Genomic DNA, 17459 nt, shown 5'->3' with positions numbered 1-17459 from the left:
GATAATCCAACTTTTGTTTTTTTGAAAGCAGCAAATATAAAGGCTCTCCCACTTTGTGAGAAAGCCCCCATTTTTCATCCTGAAAATGGCTTCATATTCTTTCCGTAAAAAATTTCATCCATTTCAATTTTTAATCGGTCTGTAATTTCGTTTCTCTCATTTTTACTGAGCTTGTCCTTCGTATAACCGAATAAATAATTATTTAAATCAAATTCCTTCAGTTTGCATTTAGTATGGAAGATATTCTGAGGGTACACATTTACATCGATCATGTCGTATGCGTCCTTCACCTTTTCCGGAATGTAATTTTGAATAGAATTGATGTCGTGGTCAATAAACAGCTTCTCGCCGTTAATATCCCTCGTGAAACCTCGCACCCGGTAATCCATTGTCATTATATCTGTATCAAAGGAATGGATTAAATAATTGAGTGCTTTAAGGGGTGAGATTTCCCCGCAAGTTGACACATCAATATCCGCTCTGAAGGTGCTGATTCCTTCATTCGGGTGGTATTCTGGATATGTATGAACGGTAATATGGCTTTTATCAAGCTGCATAACGACCGAATCAGGAAGCGGACCTGGTGATTCTTCGTACGATTCATTAGGAACTTCTACAACTGGACCCTCGGATACGAGAATTGTCACGCTTGCCCCCTGCGGCACATAGTTTTGCTGTGCCACATTCAGTACATGCGCACCGATTATATCCGTAACATTTTTTAAGATTTTGGTTAATCGCTCAGCATTGTACTGCTCATCAATATACTGTATATAAGCTTCTCGTTCTTCTTTTGTTTTCGTGTAACAAACATCGTACATATTGAAGCTCAGCGATTTTGTAAGGTTATTGAATTCATGCAGCTGAATCCTCTGTTCAGAAGTTAGTTTCAAGATTTTGTTCTCCCTTCGATTTAGAAAAAATCTCTCTTAAGATGCTAAGTTTTTAACAGGTCATTTTGTTAATATATTACCCACTTTGGAAAGGAAGAAACGGATCGTGCTGATTTCAGAAAAACATTTTTTTAATAATAAAGCTTATTTTTTCACAATGGCATGGGATTTTAGCCAATTCAAATATCTATTCTCATTCATATAAATAGAGTATACGAGCTAAAAAGGAGATCTTTTTATGTCAGGAAGGAAGAATATCAAGAGAAGGCCACGCTGTATTTTCCCTGATTATAGATGGTGCGGTCCCGGCTGCAGCGGCCCCGGACTTCCGATCAACGATGTGGATGCCTGCTGCCAAAGACATGACCGCTGCTTAGACCGGGGAATTTCGTCTTGCGAATGCGATTATGCATTTATAGAGTGTCTTCGCACGAAAATCAACAACCATACTCAAAAAGGCCGAAACGCTGCGCTTATGTACAAAGTAATGAAATTAAAAACATTATTTACTTGCGGCGGCTGATTCAATTTTAGATATCTTCACAAATCAACAATCATAAAATATCCCATATGCTGTAATATTAACTTTTTTTATTTGGCCGCGAGGTGTCTGCATGAAAGAAACGGAAAATGAATTAGATATCATCGGCGCATGGCTTATTGTGGCGGGCACATTCATTAATGCATCTGGAGAAAGCATAAATCTAATTGGGAAAGAAGAACTTTCTTATAAATTGACTGGCCCGGGCAATGCAATTGAAGCAGCAGGAAATTCGCTTCAGGCAATCGGAAAAACAGGTTATCCCGAAAAAAAAGTGAGTGTATTCGGCAGCTGGCTGCAGGCAGCAGGAAATTCAGCAAACGCTGCATCAAGAGTAGTTCTTCTTGATGGTCAAAAGAAAGATGGTCATTATCTGGATGTGATTGGAAATGTGATTCAGTCACTGGGGGCGTCTGCAGAAGCAATCGGAACTGCTGCACAGATGGATCTGACATATCGTGAACAGCTTACTGCAGGTAATCTTTTAATTGCAAGCGGTTCTGCTGTCGATGGTCTCAGCGGCATTTATTTTTTAAAGGAACATCCTGCAGAAGGGAGAGCGCTTGCATGGTTTGTCGCATATCTTCAGGCAGTAGGTGCGCTGCTGGCAGCTGATGCCATAACGTCAGAAGGTACAAGATAACGATTATCGCATTTTCCATGCAAAGATAGGGAGCCTTCATTAGAGGCTTCTCTTTTCGTTTCCTCTCTTGAAATTTAATCATGTAGGTGAAATCATAAAGAAAAAGAAAAGAGCAATCGCATTATGCTGCAATCGCGCCCCTTTAAATGGAATAACACCTGAGTCTCTTATCGTAGGTATTGTTGAAATAACTATAAAAAATTTCATAGGTGTTTTGTCAAAAAACCGATAGAATTTTACACAAACTCTTAAGATATGACCCGATCTTAGTTTTGTATATCACTTTCTCTTAACTTTGGCGATTATTAATAATAACAAAGGAAGCAGAAACCCGAATGTCGAAGCATAAAACGGCCAGATGTCTGAAATAAAAGTATTATAATAGACGGTATTGGGTGCCATAATTATTGTAAAAACAATCAAAATCATGCCAAACGGAAAAACCAGAGGACGATAATCCTGCAATTTTAATGTTTGTGCCAGACCTAAAACGCCCACATAAAAAAACAAACTAAATCTAACAAAAATTGTGATGAACCATATGATTGCTAGTATTGCTTCCAGTCTCGTCAAGAAATCAGCGATATTGATTTTCTTAGCCAATATATAGCTTGGATAAATTTGTCTTGCTGTTAAATCTGCACCAAGAACGAGAATGGCTAGCATTGTTATAATAATCAAAACACTTCCACCCAACTAACCATTCTAATTATTGTTCTTTCTCCATTTTCCTTTTCCCTTTGATTTGCTTGAAATATTTTATATAAATATCTCATTTGTTTCTTCAACTTATCCTATTCAAGAATCCTGCCCAATTTAAAGCTAAAGGGGCGACTCTTTGTCCTGCAATCGTTCCCTTTAATTTAGTGTCTCAAATGCTAATGCAATTAGATAAAGCGGAACTCCGACAATCAACATTCCTGCTAGGATATAACTGATACTTGTGAAAATAAACTTAAAGAAATCAAAGGCTGCACCAGTTAAGTCTTCAATAAACCTTGCCACTTCTATCCCTCCAAATCATACTTGTTACTTGAATAACAACTACGTTGTCCTCCTAAAATAATACGGTAATTTATGTAAAAGGTTTCATCAATACTGAATAATCTAGTTATTAAAAGTATTTATTTAGCAATCCTGCCTGGTAGTGCAATACCGACCGACGTATATGGCAACCGAAATCATAAAGTGAATATTTTAGTTGTTATACCATCTTACTTTTATAGTTCTAAGAAAAAAGTTTCTTCATTTTGAACATCCCATTTAATATTAACTTTTATAATTTCATCTTCAGAAGTAACCGAACACCCTGAACAAGAAGAGGATATTTTAACAGTTGCCCCTTTAAAAATATCTTCTAGCAGCCGAGTTTCGTCGTCATTAATAACAATCTGAAGATTCTCAAGTGTTGTATAACTCAGTACAAAGTTGATACATCCTTTTTTCCAAGATTGGGGGCGTTAACCCTTCTTGGATTAACGCCCTTTTGATGGAGTATTGCGTTGCAGCTAGAGTTCCTTTTAGATGAAGGAATTTTTCAAAAGAATTATCAAACCGCAAATTACCGTTACTCCCACAAAAGATACTAAATAAAAACCAGGTGAGATTGTGCTGCCAAAAGACACTTTGTTTTGAAGTGTGCCTGCATTATCCCAAGCACTCTCTATATCTGTAACATATCTTTTAGTCTTTATATAGCCTATTATCATCGTACTAATAAAATAAACCATATGTATAATAAGTGAACCAATAATTGCTTGTACTATTATCTTCAACTCTAACCACCACCACTTTTGGTATATTGTTGTTTAGAGGTTCTTCCTTCCGTTACATACATCACAAACTAATACTATCACTAGTTCCATTAAACTCCCTCTATAAAGAAAGGAATAACTCTGGATTTCTAGCTTTTTCTTAAGATTTCATCTAGATTTATTTTAATTAGACATCAAAGTTATGGATGTAAGTTGAAAATAAGGATATTTTTGGTGCGTTAGAGAAAAAAAGTCCTTAACTGCCTAACCACTCCTATCCAAAAAGTGGTTATCTAGTTAAAGTATGGTTGCACTGGTGGATGTCCACATGTCTCATGGAGGTCAACCCTCCCATGTCTCACAGAGTCTACGCTCCAAAATTCCTTCGTCCAACCTTTCCATGAGGTGGATGTCAGTGATGCTGCCCGACAGGATCAAAGTCCTTACTTTAATTGTTTTACTGACTAATCCGTGCTTCAAATGTCTAAATAATAATCCTAAATAAAACCTTTTGAATATTAACTAATGAACCCTAAGCTGCCAGTAAAGGAGCCATATGAGGAATATCCTTCAACATTCTATCTTCACTAAATTCACATTGTTTTGTACCAATCGTAAAAAGAATTCGTATCAGCTTATTACATATCGCTATCAGCGATTGCATTTTCTTTAGAGGATTATTTTTACGTGTTGTAAAATACTCATGTAAAGCTTTAAAAGCAGTGTTCTTAGCTACCAAAGGCATCGCTACTCGGAAGAGGAGAGCCCTTAGTGTCTTCCTGCCTCTCTTTGTAATCTTCGTATGCCCTTTGTGCTTTCCAGAGGTGTTCTCCTTTAAACTCAACCCAGCTAACTTGATGATTTGTCGAGGGTGAGAATAGTAACTTAAATTCCCTACTTCAGAAAAGAAGCCAGCTACAGTGTCCTTGCCGATTCCTGTGATGGCCAACATTTGTTGAACACCTGGTATCCGTTCAAGGAGTCCATCAATATCAGATTCTAGTTCTTCGAACTTTTCATTTATTAACTCATACTTGTCTAGTAAAGTGCGAAGCTCTAATTTAGCCATCCTTGAACCTTCACGAATACCGATAGAGTCTTTGGCTACTCGTTTAAGTTCTTGAATTTTACTGAGTCCAACCGCACGTTTTACAGCTTTTCTGAGGTGAATGAGGATCTCTTGTTCCGAGACTATCTCTAACTCATGTGGTAATACGTTTAACTTTAATAATTGTAGTGCTGCTTTTCCTTCCCAATCCTTAAACACTGTAAGGAATTCAGGGAAATATCGATCTAACCAGTTATGAATTTGCCCCTGCACAGCTTGTAAGTCAACAAATAAGAGATCGCGTATTTTCCTTGCCACACGAAGTTCTGCATAAACTCCTTGTGGAATATTAGGTTCGGCATATCTCCCATCTTTGACTAGCTGTGCAATGACTTTAGCGTCCTTCACATCATTTTTGGTTGGAGAATTATCATCTAATTCTTTAGATTTCTTCACATGCATAGGATTTACCACGACAAACTTTATCTCCTCTTCTTTAAGAAAATGAGCGAGGTTGAGCCAATAATGACCTGTCGGCTCCATTCCAATAATCACCTTATCCATGCCGTGTTGTTCCATCAAATGTTTTATCCAGCCTAAAAAAAGATTAAAATGTGATTTGGTATTTTCAAAATGACAAGGTGCACCAAACTCTAGGCCTCTAAAGTCTTGAGCACGAGCTACATGCTTGTACTTCGCAATATCTACACCTACAATTAGTGTTTGAGAAGTTATTTGAGCAATCTTTTTATTTTGGTTATAATTCATTTGAACAGCCTCCTGGTTATTTGAGTTCGTCCTTTTTGCCGGCAAGCACTGGACACTCATATCTTACCAAGAGGTTTATTTTTTGTTCAAACCCCATTTTTCTTCATTACAGGAATGCTGCCCCTTTATCTAATTTTTACATTTACATTACCACATATAACCATTTAATTGTTCGGTAACTCTGATTAGACCTTCTACAAGAAAAAGAAAAGAAATCACATTGCTGCAATCGCCCCCGATTGCGGAATAGTCAGCTATGAACTCATTCCCTATGAGATACCACTATTGATGGAACTTTTTAGGTGGTATACTGGAAGTAGATTACTCATCTAATAATGAAGGGAGATTTACGCGTATGGAGGTAGCATTTACAGTAAGCAAATGGGATGAAAAGCCAGTCGATGACACTAGAAAAGATTTCCCTATTAATATTGCCCATGTCGAATATGATATTGACGGTGAATTAAAAGGAAAAGCTTTTGTTGAATATTTATTATATTATTTAGATTCAAATATAGATGATGGTCACATGGCTACTTCTAAAATTTCCGGATTTCTGCATTTCGAAGGCACATATAAGGGAAAACGGGGGACTTTTACAGCTATAGAGCAAGGAATATTTGATAAAGGAAATCTAGATTCTCCGGCAACAATCATCAAAGCTACCGGTGACTTAGAAAGTCTGAAAGGGTCCTATAATTATAAGTTTACAGGACAAACCAGTAAAATGATTCTAGACTTTGAATTCCAGCAAAATACATTATAGTTTAGTACTAAGGACATCCCTTGTAATACCAGGAATGTCCTTTCGTTGTTTAAGTGAAAGTATTCACAATCTCGATGATATATTCAAACTCGAATAATCTAATTGCCAGAAAACGTTCCTCAACAATCTGGCCTAAAAAGAAAATAGACGCATTCCTGAAGAAACGCGCCCTTTAATTGAAGATCGAAAATCAATATTTTAGCTGAATAATTGCATATGAAATTGCGCAAAAAGCCACCAATCGTACAAGAAAATTTATTTAACACAGAACCTCAACTGTAAATCCTCCCGGAGCTTCTACGTAGAAGGTATAGCCATGTGCATGGTGCGGAAGTTCAACCTCAAACCCATCATTTTTCAGACGTTGGTTGATAATATCGACTTGTTCTTCATTTTCCTGAGGGAAACCAATATGGAACGTTTTAGGGTATTTGACATTGCTCCCTTTCATTAAAGTCAACACGAAACCATCCTCATCAAACATTGCAGCAAATCCGTTCCCACGGCTTCCTGCACATGTCATACCAAAGTATTTTTCTAAAAACTCCCGTGAAGCTGCAACATCATTGACTGTTAGATTTAAATGATTCATTTTCATATATACACCTCTTTTATAAAGATATTCTTCAATTACAATTCCTTCATGCAAGTGCTAATGTTTTTTAATTAGGAAGTAAATATAACAATAATTCTCTATAGCTTTACCGTTAAACAACTTTAATCTATTTTAAAACCTTATTCAACAAAAAGAGACGTTATCCTTCCCATAATTAACGCCCTCGATTGCCTCCGTCATAAATGAATTTTTTTGCTTTTACAATATTAAAAAACACCTATAAGAAAAAGCTTATAACCCACGCATTTCGCGTGGGCTTTAAGCTTTTGATTTAAAGGAGTTTTTCTGTTTCATCTTTTATCAAAAAAACAGGTGAAGAATTTTTATTTGATTCATAGGCAGCAAGAGCAGCTTCAAGCGCTTTTAGTCCATCGTAGCCTGTAATGCTTGGCTGCCTTTTGAATTCAATGCATTCTACAAACTCTCTTATTAAGTCTAAATCGATATTATTGCCTGTGTGATCATATTTAAGTCTGCCGTTATTTTCATTAAAAACAAGAAGCTTTTCTCCAAAAGCATCTGCCTTTGCACTTTTCTTTGTTCCAAAAACCTCAATCGCTGCATCACCCCAAGCAGGAAAGGACGGAAACCTAGACCAACTGCAGTCATGGGAAGCGATAATGCCATTTTCAAAGGTAAGCGTCAAAAGACCAGCATCATCTATGTCTTTTTCATGAAAGCAGCGATAAACAGTGGCATAGATTTCTTTTATTTCTTTACTGAGGTACCACCTCATAATATCGATCATGTGTACTGTATGATCTAGAACCGCTCCGCCGCCAGAAAGCTCCGGTACTGTAAACCAGCCGCGAGGGCATTGACCTCGATTCACAGAGCGTATGGCAAGAATTTCTCCTAGCTCTCCCCTGTCAATCATTGCTTTTAATGCTGCAATGGAAGTACTGAATCGGACAGGGAACGCAATCTGAAGAATGACACATTCCTGTTCACAGACATGAATCATCTCTTGTGCATCTTCAAGCGTAGTTGCAATTGGTTTTTCGCAAAGGATGTGTTTTTTTGCTCTAGCAGCTTTGATTGTCATATCCTTATGAAGGCTATTTTCACTGCAGATGATGACAGCATCTAAATCAAGCTGCAAAAACTCATCCATTTCATGATAATAGTTGACTCCGAATTTTTCTGCGGCCTTCTTTCCCCTTGTTTCGTCATTATCATATACTGCCGTCAATGCTGCATTGTCAATAAAGGCGATGCAATCTGCATAGGTAAAAGCATGCATATGGGCAAAACTAATGATTCCTATCTTCATCCGCCAGCCTCCTTTATGCGAGAAAATTGGCGCTTCAGTTTGAGTGATGCCTCTAACAATTCATTCGTAATAGGAAAGCTTTTTTTTAGTACGTCATTCACCTCAGCTGGTCCTTTTGTTTGCATAATTGGCGCTTTTTCTGTGAAGTATTCCACTATACTATTCTGGCCCGACCACTCTGCTTCCAGAAGAACAGGCTCATCCGGCAAAAAACTGTATTCCAAATGGGCCATGACTCGCTTTTCGAAAGTTGCGCTAATTATGATGTAGCTTCTATGATTTGGTTTTGATCTTTTAATGTAAAGACTTTTGCATGTTCCAAAACTTTGGATTAAAAAAGCAATCTCAGCAGCCATTTCAAGGTCCATAACTGGGGTTTTAAGGTTTCTCCGCAAACGAAAAACACCGTTTGAGGTTTGATTTTTATTGGATAAAATTTCAAACATTTTTTCTAATACAGGGTCAAATTGCTGCTTGAAATAAACGTTAAGACTACATGTAATTTTTCCTAATGTACCTGAATGCTCCAATAATGTTTCGGCATCTATATAAGCCGCAGATGCATCCACAAGCAAATCAAGGCTTGTTCCAGGTCTTTATCTTTTATTACTGTTATATTTTCATCTGTATTTCTCAAGCTAAAATCATCTCTGCAACAGACAACTTTCACTTTAACTCGCCTTTCCATCCAATCACCCTTTTAGTGAATATGCTCTTTCAGATTTATTTCTGTCCCCTTTTCAGCAGATTCATAGACTGCACTCAGCATTTTCATGACGTCAACTCCATCTTTTACTGGAGCGATTGTTTCTTTTCTGCCAAAACAGCAGTCAACAAAGTGATGAATTTCTTCGTAAAACGCTTTTTCGAAATGGAATTCTTTATGGTCAACTTGTGGATCAATGTTCAGAATAGTATTGTGTTTTTCTGTCACAAGCTTAAATACCGGCTCTATTTCTGCTCCTCCTTTGTCACCGAATACCTTTACTGATACTTCGTTTGTCTGCGCATGAAGGGTAAAACTGACATCAACGAAAAGAGAGGCGCCATTCTCAAAGCGAATTAAAGCGTTTGCCAAGTCTTCCACATCATTTTTGGAAGGATTAAAATCAGCAGCTTTATAGAAGTCAAGATTCTCAATGTGTGCTCTGTTCCCCAATTTATTATACGTATTTCCAGACACAGATACCGGCGCAGGCTTCCCCATTAAATACCAGCAAAGGTCAATAACGTGAACGCCAAGGTCGATAAGAGGGCCGCCGCCTGATCTCTTTTTATCAGAAAACCAACCGCCCGGGTTACCAAGGCGCCTTAAAATAGAGGCTTTTGCATAGTAGAGATCTCCAAGCTCCCCATGATCGATAAACTGCTTCAGTGTTTTCGTATTGCTGCCAAAACGGCGGACAAATCCTACCTGCGCAACTTTTCCAGATTGTTCTGCTGCTTTCTGCACCTTTTGTGCTTCTTTCACGCTGATGCTTAGCGGCTTTTCTACTAAAATATGCTTGCCTGCTTCCAGTGCCGCAACAGCAATTTCGGCATGCGACTCATTCCAAGTGCAAATGCTCACAGCTTCAATATCTTTGTTTAAAAGCAGTTCTTTATAGTCTTGATAAAGACGGCTGACTCGATATTTCCTGCCATTTTCCCTCAGCCGTTCTTCATTCAGGTCACACAGTGCGTAAAGTTCGGCCTCTGGGTGATCGAGATAGGGCTGAATGTGAAAGTGAGCTTGAGCTTCATTTTTAGAACGGTGGTTAAAATTAAGTTGTTTAATTATTGACTCACCAGTTTATGTTCTTGCAGCATTAGAAAAGGCGTTCCCTCATAATGAAGAAACGCGCACGATAATTGAAGAACAAATATGTAACTGAATCCACCCTTAATTCATTAAGATTTTAACTTTTTACCTTTAACCCTAACAACGTTGCAAATCCAATTGCTTGTTCAGGAGAAACTACACAACCTTCCAAATTTCCTATATCCACATTGATACGATCAAAAGTACATGTACTAATATCTATTCCTTTAAGTGTAGTTTGGGTAAAATCAACGCTGTCAATGTCGCATCGATTAAACTTAACCTTGTTAAATTTACATTCATAATAGTTAGCACTCTGCAAAGATGAATTATCAAATATCACCTGTTTTAAACGAGCATCTACAAAGTCACTCATATTTACAATACAATTTTCAAAAGAAACGTTTCCTATATTGGCTTCTGTAAGATTTAAGCCCATTAATTTACAGTCTTTAAAAGTGACTCTATGTATAATTCCTTCACTAAAGCTAGCATTAGATAGGTCACAGTTTTCAAAAAGCACATCTGTCATATCAATCCTCCTAAAAGAAGCATTTATGAGTCTTACATTTTTAAAAGTGACTTTGGACAGAACTAATTTATCAATCTCCGCATTATCAATGGCAGTGTCTGTAATAATGCTGTTTGCTAAATATGGATCTTCTTCGTAATAAATGTCTTGGAAATTTGCTTTTTTTAGGTTTGGCGGAATTTTTGGAAGTTCAATTTTAAAACTTTTTGTCATAATACAATAACACCCTTCAATAAGTTATTCGGATAATTAGTAAAGGAATTCAAATGAACTCTAACATAAAGATGATAGAATTTATAAGTCTTTAATTTTTTATGGAATTATGTCTTCGAAACTATTTCTTCTTCCACTTATCTGCTTCAACTAGTTGTTTGACCCTCATTTCCACCTTATCGCCCGATAGCTGCAAAAAAAAGCGATTCTTCTTATTGAAGAGTCGCGATTCTATAAAAAGCACCTTCTTTAATGAAATCTTGTTACTTATAATCTTTAATATAAAGAATAAGAATAGCTAACATTATTAAACCTTAATTTAAAACATAAAATTCAACTAAGTCATCTCCTGCCTGCAATTTACAAAGCCGATCATTCTATTAGGTCATTTTACAATGTCATTGTTACAAAAAAAAGACTGTCCGAATTTTAGAACAGTCAGTCGTTGTCGTGTATAATTCCCCTACTTAAAAAGAGAATTAATTGTCTCTTCAATTTGGTTTAGGATATCCTTCCGCACTGCTTCTTCAAGGGTTTCAGAGACATTTCCGAATAATAAATGCTCTAATGGCTCAATCCCTGTAAAATCAAATATCCCAATATCTGATGTGATTTTCAAACCTGCGGTCATCCCAATTTGGTCATATATCTCTTTGGGAGTACCGTGAGTATTAATAATCAGGCCTTTCTTCCCTTTGAGTAATTGAATAATTCCTTCTTCTCCATATGCATAGGCATAGCCATAGGAAAATACTCGATCTACATAACCCTTAATAATAGCTGGAAGTCCAGTCCACCAAATTGGATATATAAATGTGATAATATCTGCTTGCGAAATGAATTTTTGTTCTGTTCTAATATCATCAGGGATATCACCAGATTTCATAGCAGCCGTATCTTGCGGTTTCAGCACAGGCTGAAAATCCAAGGCATACAAATCTCTCACAACAACCTGATGACCATTGCCTTCTAAAGCTTTTACAGTTGTTTCTAATATTGCATGATTAAAACTGCCAGGATGTGGATGTGCATAAACAACAAGATGTTTCATTATACATTCCTCCATTTAAATTTGATTGAATTCCTTGAGTAAGATGCAGAAAATATCTAATTACCCGCAGCCTTGCAACAAGTTTGATGTATAAGGCACCTAGTCATAAATAATATTGTAAGTTGGTTTAATGACCCCGTTAGAATACTGTTTCATATCCACTAACTCTAATTTCAAATCCGATTTAACGCTTCCGAATAGAGGTATTCCATCACCTACTATAATTGGGTTAACCTTGAGCACTAATTGATCAATAAGTTTATTTTTCAGCAATGAACCAGCTAATTCCCCACCTCCGCACAGCCAAATCTTACCACAGCCTTGCTGTTTGAGATTCTCGATAAACCCTAAAGCATCTCCTTTCACAAGTTCGACTTCATCATTTGATTCAAAGTGCATGGAGTTTGAAAATATGTAATGTTTTAAGCCCTTATACCCAGGTTCACCAGGTTTAGCACCAAATTGAAATCCAAACTCATATGTTTTTCCACCCATCAACACCGAATCATATTGCTGAATATCAGTTAAAAAGTCCGGAACATGATCGCCTTCAAATAAAAAGAGAGATTTATTAATATTCCCATCTATCATACCTTGATCCGCAATAAAGTTGTCTAATGAAACTGCGACATGATAAATTAATTTAACCATCCAGCTGCCTTCCTCCTTTCAATGAATTCAGTAAATTACTTCTATAATATTCTTTAATTTCCTTTAATTGTTATAATTTTATTCTCATTTCGCTAATCTATCCGGTAATCTCAATAAACGTTCTTCCATTAAATGGCCCTTTAATTCAAGTAAGAAGAGGCGTCACTTTGTTAAGCAATCGCCCCCCGATTGTTGAATAATATCTACTATTTTAAATTAGTCAATTTATCACCAGTTAAAATCTCAAACAAGAGTTTCGAATTTTCTTCAGCTAATTAAGTATATTGATTTTCCGCTTTTACAATCTCCAATTTATCTTTATTGGGACTTATCCAAACCTCGTAACCTACCGCTTTTGCTTCTATTCCACCTAAGCAACCAGTAGTAATAAATAAAAACCATTTCATAAACAGTGTAAAAAACTATTTAGATAAATCAGCGAATTGTGCTTTTATTGCCTTTGCTAAACCCTCTGCCTTAATTTCAATCTGTACACCGATATTTCCCCCACTGACAATGATTGTACCAACTGATAGAGCTTTGTCATCGATAAAAGTAGGAAACAAACTTTTCATTCCTATTGGTGAACAGCCACCCCGCACATATCCAGACACTTTCGTTATATCCTTAACTGGAATCATTTCGACTTTCTTCTCTCCAACAACCTTAGCAGCCTTTTTCAAATCGAGCTCGGCTTCAACCGGAGTAACAAAAACATAATATCCCTTGCTAGAACCTTGGGAAATAAGGGTTTTATACACTAATCCTTCTTCTTTTCCAATTTTTTTGGCCACAGATAATCCATCAATTTTTCCGTCATCTGCCCTATACGTCATTATTTTATATTCTATTTTTTCTTTGTCTAATATCCGCATTGCATTGGTTTTAACTTTTTTCATCGTTTACACCTTCTTTGAACACTTAATATTAGCCCTTAGCGAATGCAGCCAAAGTCTAATACCAATCCGTCTTATTCCTCTACAATTTTGTTTCGAGGTCTTACTACCCATATATTAACAGACAATAATAATCCTTGTTAAACATTCCTGCTTCCTTAGCTCAAATCATTATTCATTTATCTGGCCCGATGGTTGAGCAGAACTCTTGAAACCACTCTTCAACTAAAGTGCCTAATTGCTTAATAACAATTATTTCAAACTTTGTAAATGTTAACAAGGTTTCTTTAAGAATAAAAGAAAAAAACACTCTCTAGAATGTGTTTTAGACACCTATAAACTCTAAAAGTATTTACTATACAAATCCTGTCTAAGCTTTCCGCTTAGTTGAGCATAAATTTTAGTTGTTTCACTCTTTTCGTGACCAAGTAAACTTTGTATGACTTCAATAGGGGCTCCATTATTGATCATATGTGTTGCATAACTATGCCCTATATGAATGAATAAGTTGAAGAAGCGCCTGCTTTACATCGCCTTGAAATAATCCTCCATGATAACAAATGATATGCTCAATGTTATAGTCAAGCAATAGTTGAACAGATCGGACAGCCTCATCCAAATCTAATGTAAATTTGGGATTCGCAATTTCGAGCTTACCTTGTTCGATGACGACGACATCCCCTGCAATCAGCGTTTTGCTGGCAGGTAAATACAATGATATATGGCCAGGTAAATGACCGGGGGTGTGAACTATATTGATGCCACCGCACCAAGGCAACTGTTCATTATTGGAGACCGTCCGATCCACAGGAACCGGCTCAATCGACTGTAAGAAGTGAATAAACTGCTCCGCATGTGGCTTTTCTTCATCTGGCAATGAATCAAATGTTGATTCAGCCTGTTCAAGTCGCAATGATTTTTTTTCACCTTCAATGTACGGCGCTTCCAGCTCGTACGCAACGATTTCCATGTGTGGATACGTCCGCTTCAATTCAGCGAGCGAACCTATATGATCCATATCATGATGGGTCACAATCAATTTTGTGATCGAGTCTAGTTTGACGTTGTGCTGGATACATGCTTCTTCAAGGAGATTCTTAAAGTCTGGATACCCACAGTCGATGAGAATTATATCTCGCTCATCTTGAAGAAGAATTGGCGTGACTATCTGTTTTTGTCCATTATAATCAAATTCAATCTCGAGAAGATGATAGTTATTCATACGTACCTCCTAATTTGCTGGTTTTACATTAAGCTTAATACTATGTTTGAGAAGTGGAAAGGAAAAGAATAACATATCGTACTATTAAAGCCCCCGATTGTTGAGTAACGGATTAGTACAAGACGAAAAAATAAAATGCAATGGCACCTATGCATTATTGTGAGTTTTGGGGAAAATACTTTGAAAAAGGATATAAGGTGTGAGGAAATGAGGCTGTTAAAAATATTTTTAGTTGCATTTGCCAATTACACTAGTGCTGAATTCCAAAAGTCTTTTTTCGATATTGGCTGCAAATCAGTCTATGAGGCATTAAAAGAAAGTGACTGCCATTTTAAAAAGGGCCTTAAGTTACTAATACAACTACCCAATTTCTTTTACACATAGCTTTGGGAGTCTGACTAATTCAGATGGAGAAATAAATGATTTCATTCGAAATTGAGTACATAAATAAGGATTCTACAAAAAATCATTATATGATTAGGGTCAAACCATTAATGTATCGATAAGAATTCAAAGACGAGCAAATTAAAAATTTCAAACTAAAAGATGGTACTAAAGCAATTTATAGCACCAAAACGACAGAAGGGTTCAATCTTTTAGCATTTGAAAAAGATAATTGGCAATATATTTTAAATATCGACAAGAGTGTTTCAGATAAAGTGACTGCAAAAATTCTAGTGGAAATTGAAGATTCAATAAGATAAATAAACCGTCTAGGAATTTGAACAGGTCTTTTCCGCAATTAAAGGAGGGGTTAGTTCAACAAAAAAAATAAAAAAAGATAAGGTGTTCGGTAGTCAGTACAACTGCAATTTGGGGAAGGATACCCAAAGTGAATTCTTCACTGAATGAAAAAAAACTCCTTTAAAACGATTCTCGTGCGTCGATGATGAGATTCCCTGCATTGTATTAAATTTCTGGCCTGACTGAAGATTTTTTCTTAATAACCTCAAAAAAGGCGTTCTTCAGAGAAACTTATAAACACAAATGTGTGTAAAGAATGTCCCAAAGAACGCCATACAATTAATAAATTACCTTTAATACATAAAGGATTCTTTAATCATAGAGTTATTGATTTCCGGACTGTTGTTGATTCTGTTCTTGCATCCCAGTCCCCATTCCCATCATGTTTGAGGCAAGTGGAATCATATTTTTCATTTTTCCACCATTTCTACTCATCATTTGAAAAGCTGCAATACCTACTCCAACTGAAGCGACAACCGGTAAAATTTTATCCATGTTTGTCTTCATCTACATCACCTTATTTTTATATTTTTGTTCATTACCTGAACCTTAATATCTTGGCTAAAAAAAAATTAATAATTTTAGGAGTTTGTTACCAAAATCATTAATAAAAAAATGCATTAAAGCAAATATAAGGGACAATTTATTTAAATAGAACATGTTTTTCTTTGGGGAAGATAATAATGTGGAAGGTTTTCCAAACGCCCGCTAGTGATGTACTCTCTTTTTTATCATGGTACTGTCCTTGTGAAAATTCGTAACAAAAGGATGCAGTCTTTGCATCCTTTTTGATTTTTTTCTGTATTTAATTTTATATCTGTTCTAGCCACCGTTGGAATAGCAGCCATGATTTATGTAAGACCAGCGCAACGTAATAAATTGGAGATCCTTACACCTTAGAAAATTTGTTTGTAACAAACGAAAGCACACCTCCTAAACCAGGAACCTGTGCTTATTGTAATCTATTTCGCTGTAAATGTGACGTTGTATGCTTTTGCCCAGTCGGTGAGAGGAACAATCGAATACGTTTCACCTGACATTAATGTACCCTTCACATCAAAGATTCCAACTGCTCCTTTTCGTGAAGAAAAACGGTATTGAGCATCAACTGTGCTGCCATCCTCCGCTTTTAACTGTATGCTTCTTCCTGAAAACAGCTCCATGCCTGGATCAGCATTTAGAGTAATCTCTAGAGACTTATTATCAATGGCATAAGCCGATTGAATGTTTAGCGGCTCAAAGTCAGCTGCTTTAAATGTAGCGTTCTTAACATCAGCCCATTCAGAAGTTACCGTGTAAGTTACATCGGGAATAAACGTTTCTCCAGCCGGCAGACGGAATTTAGGAGCTTGTCTCATGTCAGCTGCTTGTGTGAAAGGTACATAGTTTGCCGTGAATGTGTCGCCGTTGTTACCTGTTACGGTTACGACACGGTCACGAAGAGATGAAATGATTTCATACTGCATGCCGTTTTCGTCACGGTTCTGACGGTCTAACTCAAACGATTGATCTCCTCGGTTTGCGCTGTAAGCTTCAATGATGTTTGCATAGTCTGTCACGCCATCTTCTCGGAACGACTCGATCTCAAACGTGTCATCTGTTACTTGACGAGTGTCACGGATATTGATTTTTTCATCGGTTCCTTTAAACATCATTGTACGTTCCCCTTTGTAGCTCAACGTATAAGGGATTTCTTCTTTTTGCATCTTCACGGGAACAATATACGTGCTTTTTGCACCTATCTTCAATTGTGGTACGTTTACGATGCTCAAGTCATGGTTAAATGAAAAATGCTTCTTGATGTTTTCTAAGTTGCTTGGGTTCACATCTTCAGCTGCAAGCGGCTTGTTGAACGTCACTTGTAGGGTCATCGTGTTAAGTACATCAATGTTTGTAATGCGTACTTTTTGCTTTTGTTGCTGCTGTTGTTCTGACTTTTCCGCATTCACATAGTCCGATTGATTATATGTTACAACACCTGCTGATATAACTGAAAAAGCAAGTGCTGCTGTAAAGATTTTTTTACGGTGATTCATGTTTTCTTCTC

General features: G+C 36.8%; 19 protein-coding genes and 1 pseudogene. 3 read left to right on the top strand and 17 right to left on the bottom strand.

Features of this window, described 5'->3' with window-relative positions; all coding sequences use genetic code 11:
* Positions 1–74: 74 nt before the first annotated feature.
* Positions 75–893, bottom strand: coding sequence for an adenosylmethionine decarboxylase (gene speD, locus QFZ72_RS14665; protein ID WP_307434488.1), 819 nt, complete (start codon positions 891–893; stop codon positions 75–77).
* Between the two features lie 238 nt (positions 894–1131).
* On the opposite strand from speD, the gene QFZ72_RS14660 reads away from it, so the two are divergent.
* Positions 1132–1416: a phospholipase A2 family protein gene (locus QFZ72_RS14660; protein WP_307434485.1), complete on the top strand. Its 285-nt coding sequence runs from the start codon at positions 1132–1134 to the stop codon at positions 1414–1416.
* Positions 1417–1507: 91 nt separating this feature from the next.
* On the top strand, positions 1508–2077 hold the full coding sequence (locus tag QFZ72_RS14655; protein ID WP_307434482.1) for a DUF6944 family repetitive protein: 570 nt from the start codon (positions 1508–1510) through the stop codon (positions 2075–2077).
* A gap of 279 nt (positions 2078–2356) precedes the next feature.
* Here QFZ72_RS14655 and QFZ72_RS14650 read toward each other — a convergent pair whose 3' ends face one another.
* The 4 genes from QFZ72_RS14650 to QFZ72_RS14635 all read right to left on the bottom strand — a co-directional run bounded on the left by QFZ72_RS14650 (position 2357) and on the right by QFZ72_RS14635 (position 5647).
* Positions 2357–2758: a GerAB/ArcD/ProY family transporter gene (locus QFZ72_RS14650; protein WP_307434480.1), complete on the bottom strand. Its 402-nt coding sequence runs from the start codon at positions 2756–2758 to the stop codon at positions 2357–2359.
* A 177-nt stretch (positions 2759–2935) separates the two neighbouring features.
* The gene (locus QFZ72_RS14645; protein ID WP_307434476.1) at positions 2936–3082 is read right to left on the bottom strand and encodes a hypothetical protein; all 147 of its coding nucleotides are present in this window, start codon (positions 3080–3082) and stop codon (positions 2936–2938) included.
* Positions 3083–3597: 515 nt separating this feature from the next.
* Complete coding sequence (locus QFZ72_RS14640) at positions 3598–3852, bottom strand: hypothetical protein (protein WP_307434474.1); 255 nt, start codon at positions 3850–3852, stop codon at positions 3598–3600.
* 511 nt (positions 3853–4363) lie between these two features.
* A complete protein-coding gene (locus QFZ72_RS14635) occupies positions 4364–5647 on the bottom strand; it encodes an IS110 family RNA-guided transposase (RefSeq protein WP_307430061.1) in 1284 nt (427 codons plus the stop codon).
* A 355-nt stretch (positions 5648–6002) separates the two neighbouring features.
* On the opposite strand from QFZ72_RS14635, the gene QFZ72_RS14630 reads away from it, so the two are divergent.
* Positions 6003–6413 carry a DUF3224 domain-containing protein gene (locus QFZ72_RS14630; protein WP_307434472.1) on the top strand — a complete coding sequence of 137 codons (411 nt, stop codon included), beginning with the start codon at positions 6003–6005 and terminating at the stop codon, positions 6411–6413.
* Between the two features lie 259 nt (positions 6414–6672).
* Here QFZ72_RS14630 and QFZ72_RS14625 read toward each other — a convergent pair whose 3' ends face one another.
* The 12 genes and pseudogenes from QFZ72_RS14625 to QFZ72_RS14570 form a co-directional block, all read right to left on the bottom strand.
* The gene (locus tag QFZ72_RS14625) at positions 6673–7011 is read right to left on the bottom strand and encodes a VOC family protein (RefSeq protein ID WP_307434469.1); all 339 of its coding nucleotides are present in this window, start codon (positions 7009–7011) and stop codon (positions 6673–6675) included.
* A gap of 289 nt (positions 7012–7300) precedes the next feature.
* Entirely contained in the window at positions 7301–8302 is a 1002-nt protein-coding gene (locus QFZ72_RS14620) for a Gfo/Idh/MocA family protein (RefSeq protein WP_307434466.1), read from the bottom strand.
* Positions 8299–8877, bottom strand: a complete 579-nt coding sequence (locus tag QFZ72_RS14615) for a hypothetical protein (RefSeq protein WP_307434457.1) — start codon at positions 8875–8877, stop codon at positions 8299–8301. Before QFZ72_RS14615 ends, QFZ72_RS14620 begins: the two co-directional genes overlap by 4 nt.
* 125 nt (positions 8878–9002) lie before the next feature.
* Positions 9003–10079, bottom strand: a complete 1077-nt coding sequence (locus QFZ72_RS14610) for a Gfo/Idh/MocA family protein (RefSeq protein ID WP_373464693.1) — start codon at positions 10077–10079, stop codon at positions 9003–9005.
* Between the two features lie 121 nt (positions 10080–10200).
* Positions 10201–10848 carry a pentapeptide repeat-containing protein gene (locus QFZ72_RS14605; protein ID WP_307434454.1) on the bottom strand — a complete coding sequence of 216 codons (648 nt, stop codon included), beginning with the start codon at positions 10846–10848 and terminating at the stop codon, positions 10201–10203.
* A gap of 463 nt (positions 10849–11311) precedes the next feature.
* Entirely contained in the window at positions 11312–11899 is a 588-nt protein-coding gene (locus QFZ72_RS14600; protein ID WP_307434451.1) for an NAD(P)H-dependent oxidoreductase, read from the bottom strand.
* 99 nt (positions 11900–11998) lie between these two features.
* Positions 11999–12550, bottom strand: a complete 552-nt coding sequence (locus tag QFZ72_RS14595) for a dihydrofolate reductase family protein (RefSeq protein WP_307434448.1) — start codon at positions 12548–12550, stop codon at positions 11999–12001.
* 422 nt (positions 12551–12972) lie between these two features.
* Entirely contained in the window at positions 12973–13449 is a 477-nt protein-coding gene (ybaK, locus tag QFZ72_RS14590; RefSeq protein WP_307434445.1) for a Cys-tRNA(Pro) deacylase, read from the bottom strand.
* A 339-nt stretch (positions 13450–13788) separates the two neighbouring features.
* A pseudogene (locus tag QFZ72_RS14585) lies at positions 13789–13935 on the bottom strand (tyrosine-type recombinase/integrase); the annotation flags it as partial.
* Positions 13931–14668 carry an MBL fold metallo-hydrolase gene (locus tag QFZ72_RS14580; protein ID WP_307434442.1) on the bottom strand — a complete coding sequence of 246 codons (738 nt, stop codon included), beginning with the start codon at positions 14666–14668 and terminating at the stop codon, positions 13931–13933. The pseudogene QFZ72_RS14585 and the gene QFZ72_RS14580, both read right to left, overlap by 5 nt.
* Before the next feature lie 1068 nt (positions 14669–15736).
* On the bottom strand, positions 15737–15919 hold the full coding sequence (locus tag QFZ72_RS14575; protein WP_307434438.1) for a hypothetical protein: 183 nt from the start codon (positions 15917–15919) through the stop codon (positions 15737–15739).
* A gap of 455 nt (positions 15920–16374) precedes the next feature.
* Entirely contained in the window at positions 16375–17448 is a 1074-nt protein-coding gene (locus QFZ72_RS14570) for a hypothetical protein (protein WP_307434435.1), read from the bottom strand.
* Positions 17449–17459: the final 11 nt, after the last annotated feature.

The organism is Bacillus sp. V2I10 (assembly GCF_030817055.1).
Lineage (GTDB): Bacteria > Bacillota > Bacilli > Bacillales > Bacillaceae > Bacillus_P.
Note: the sequence above shows the minus strand (reverse complement) of the source record. Positions and strands in the feature narration are given on the sequence as shown.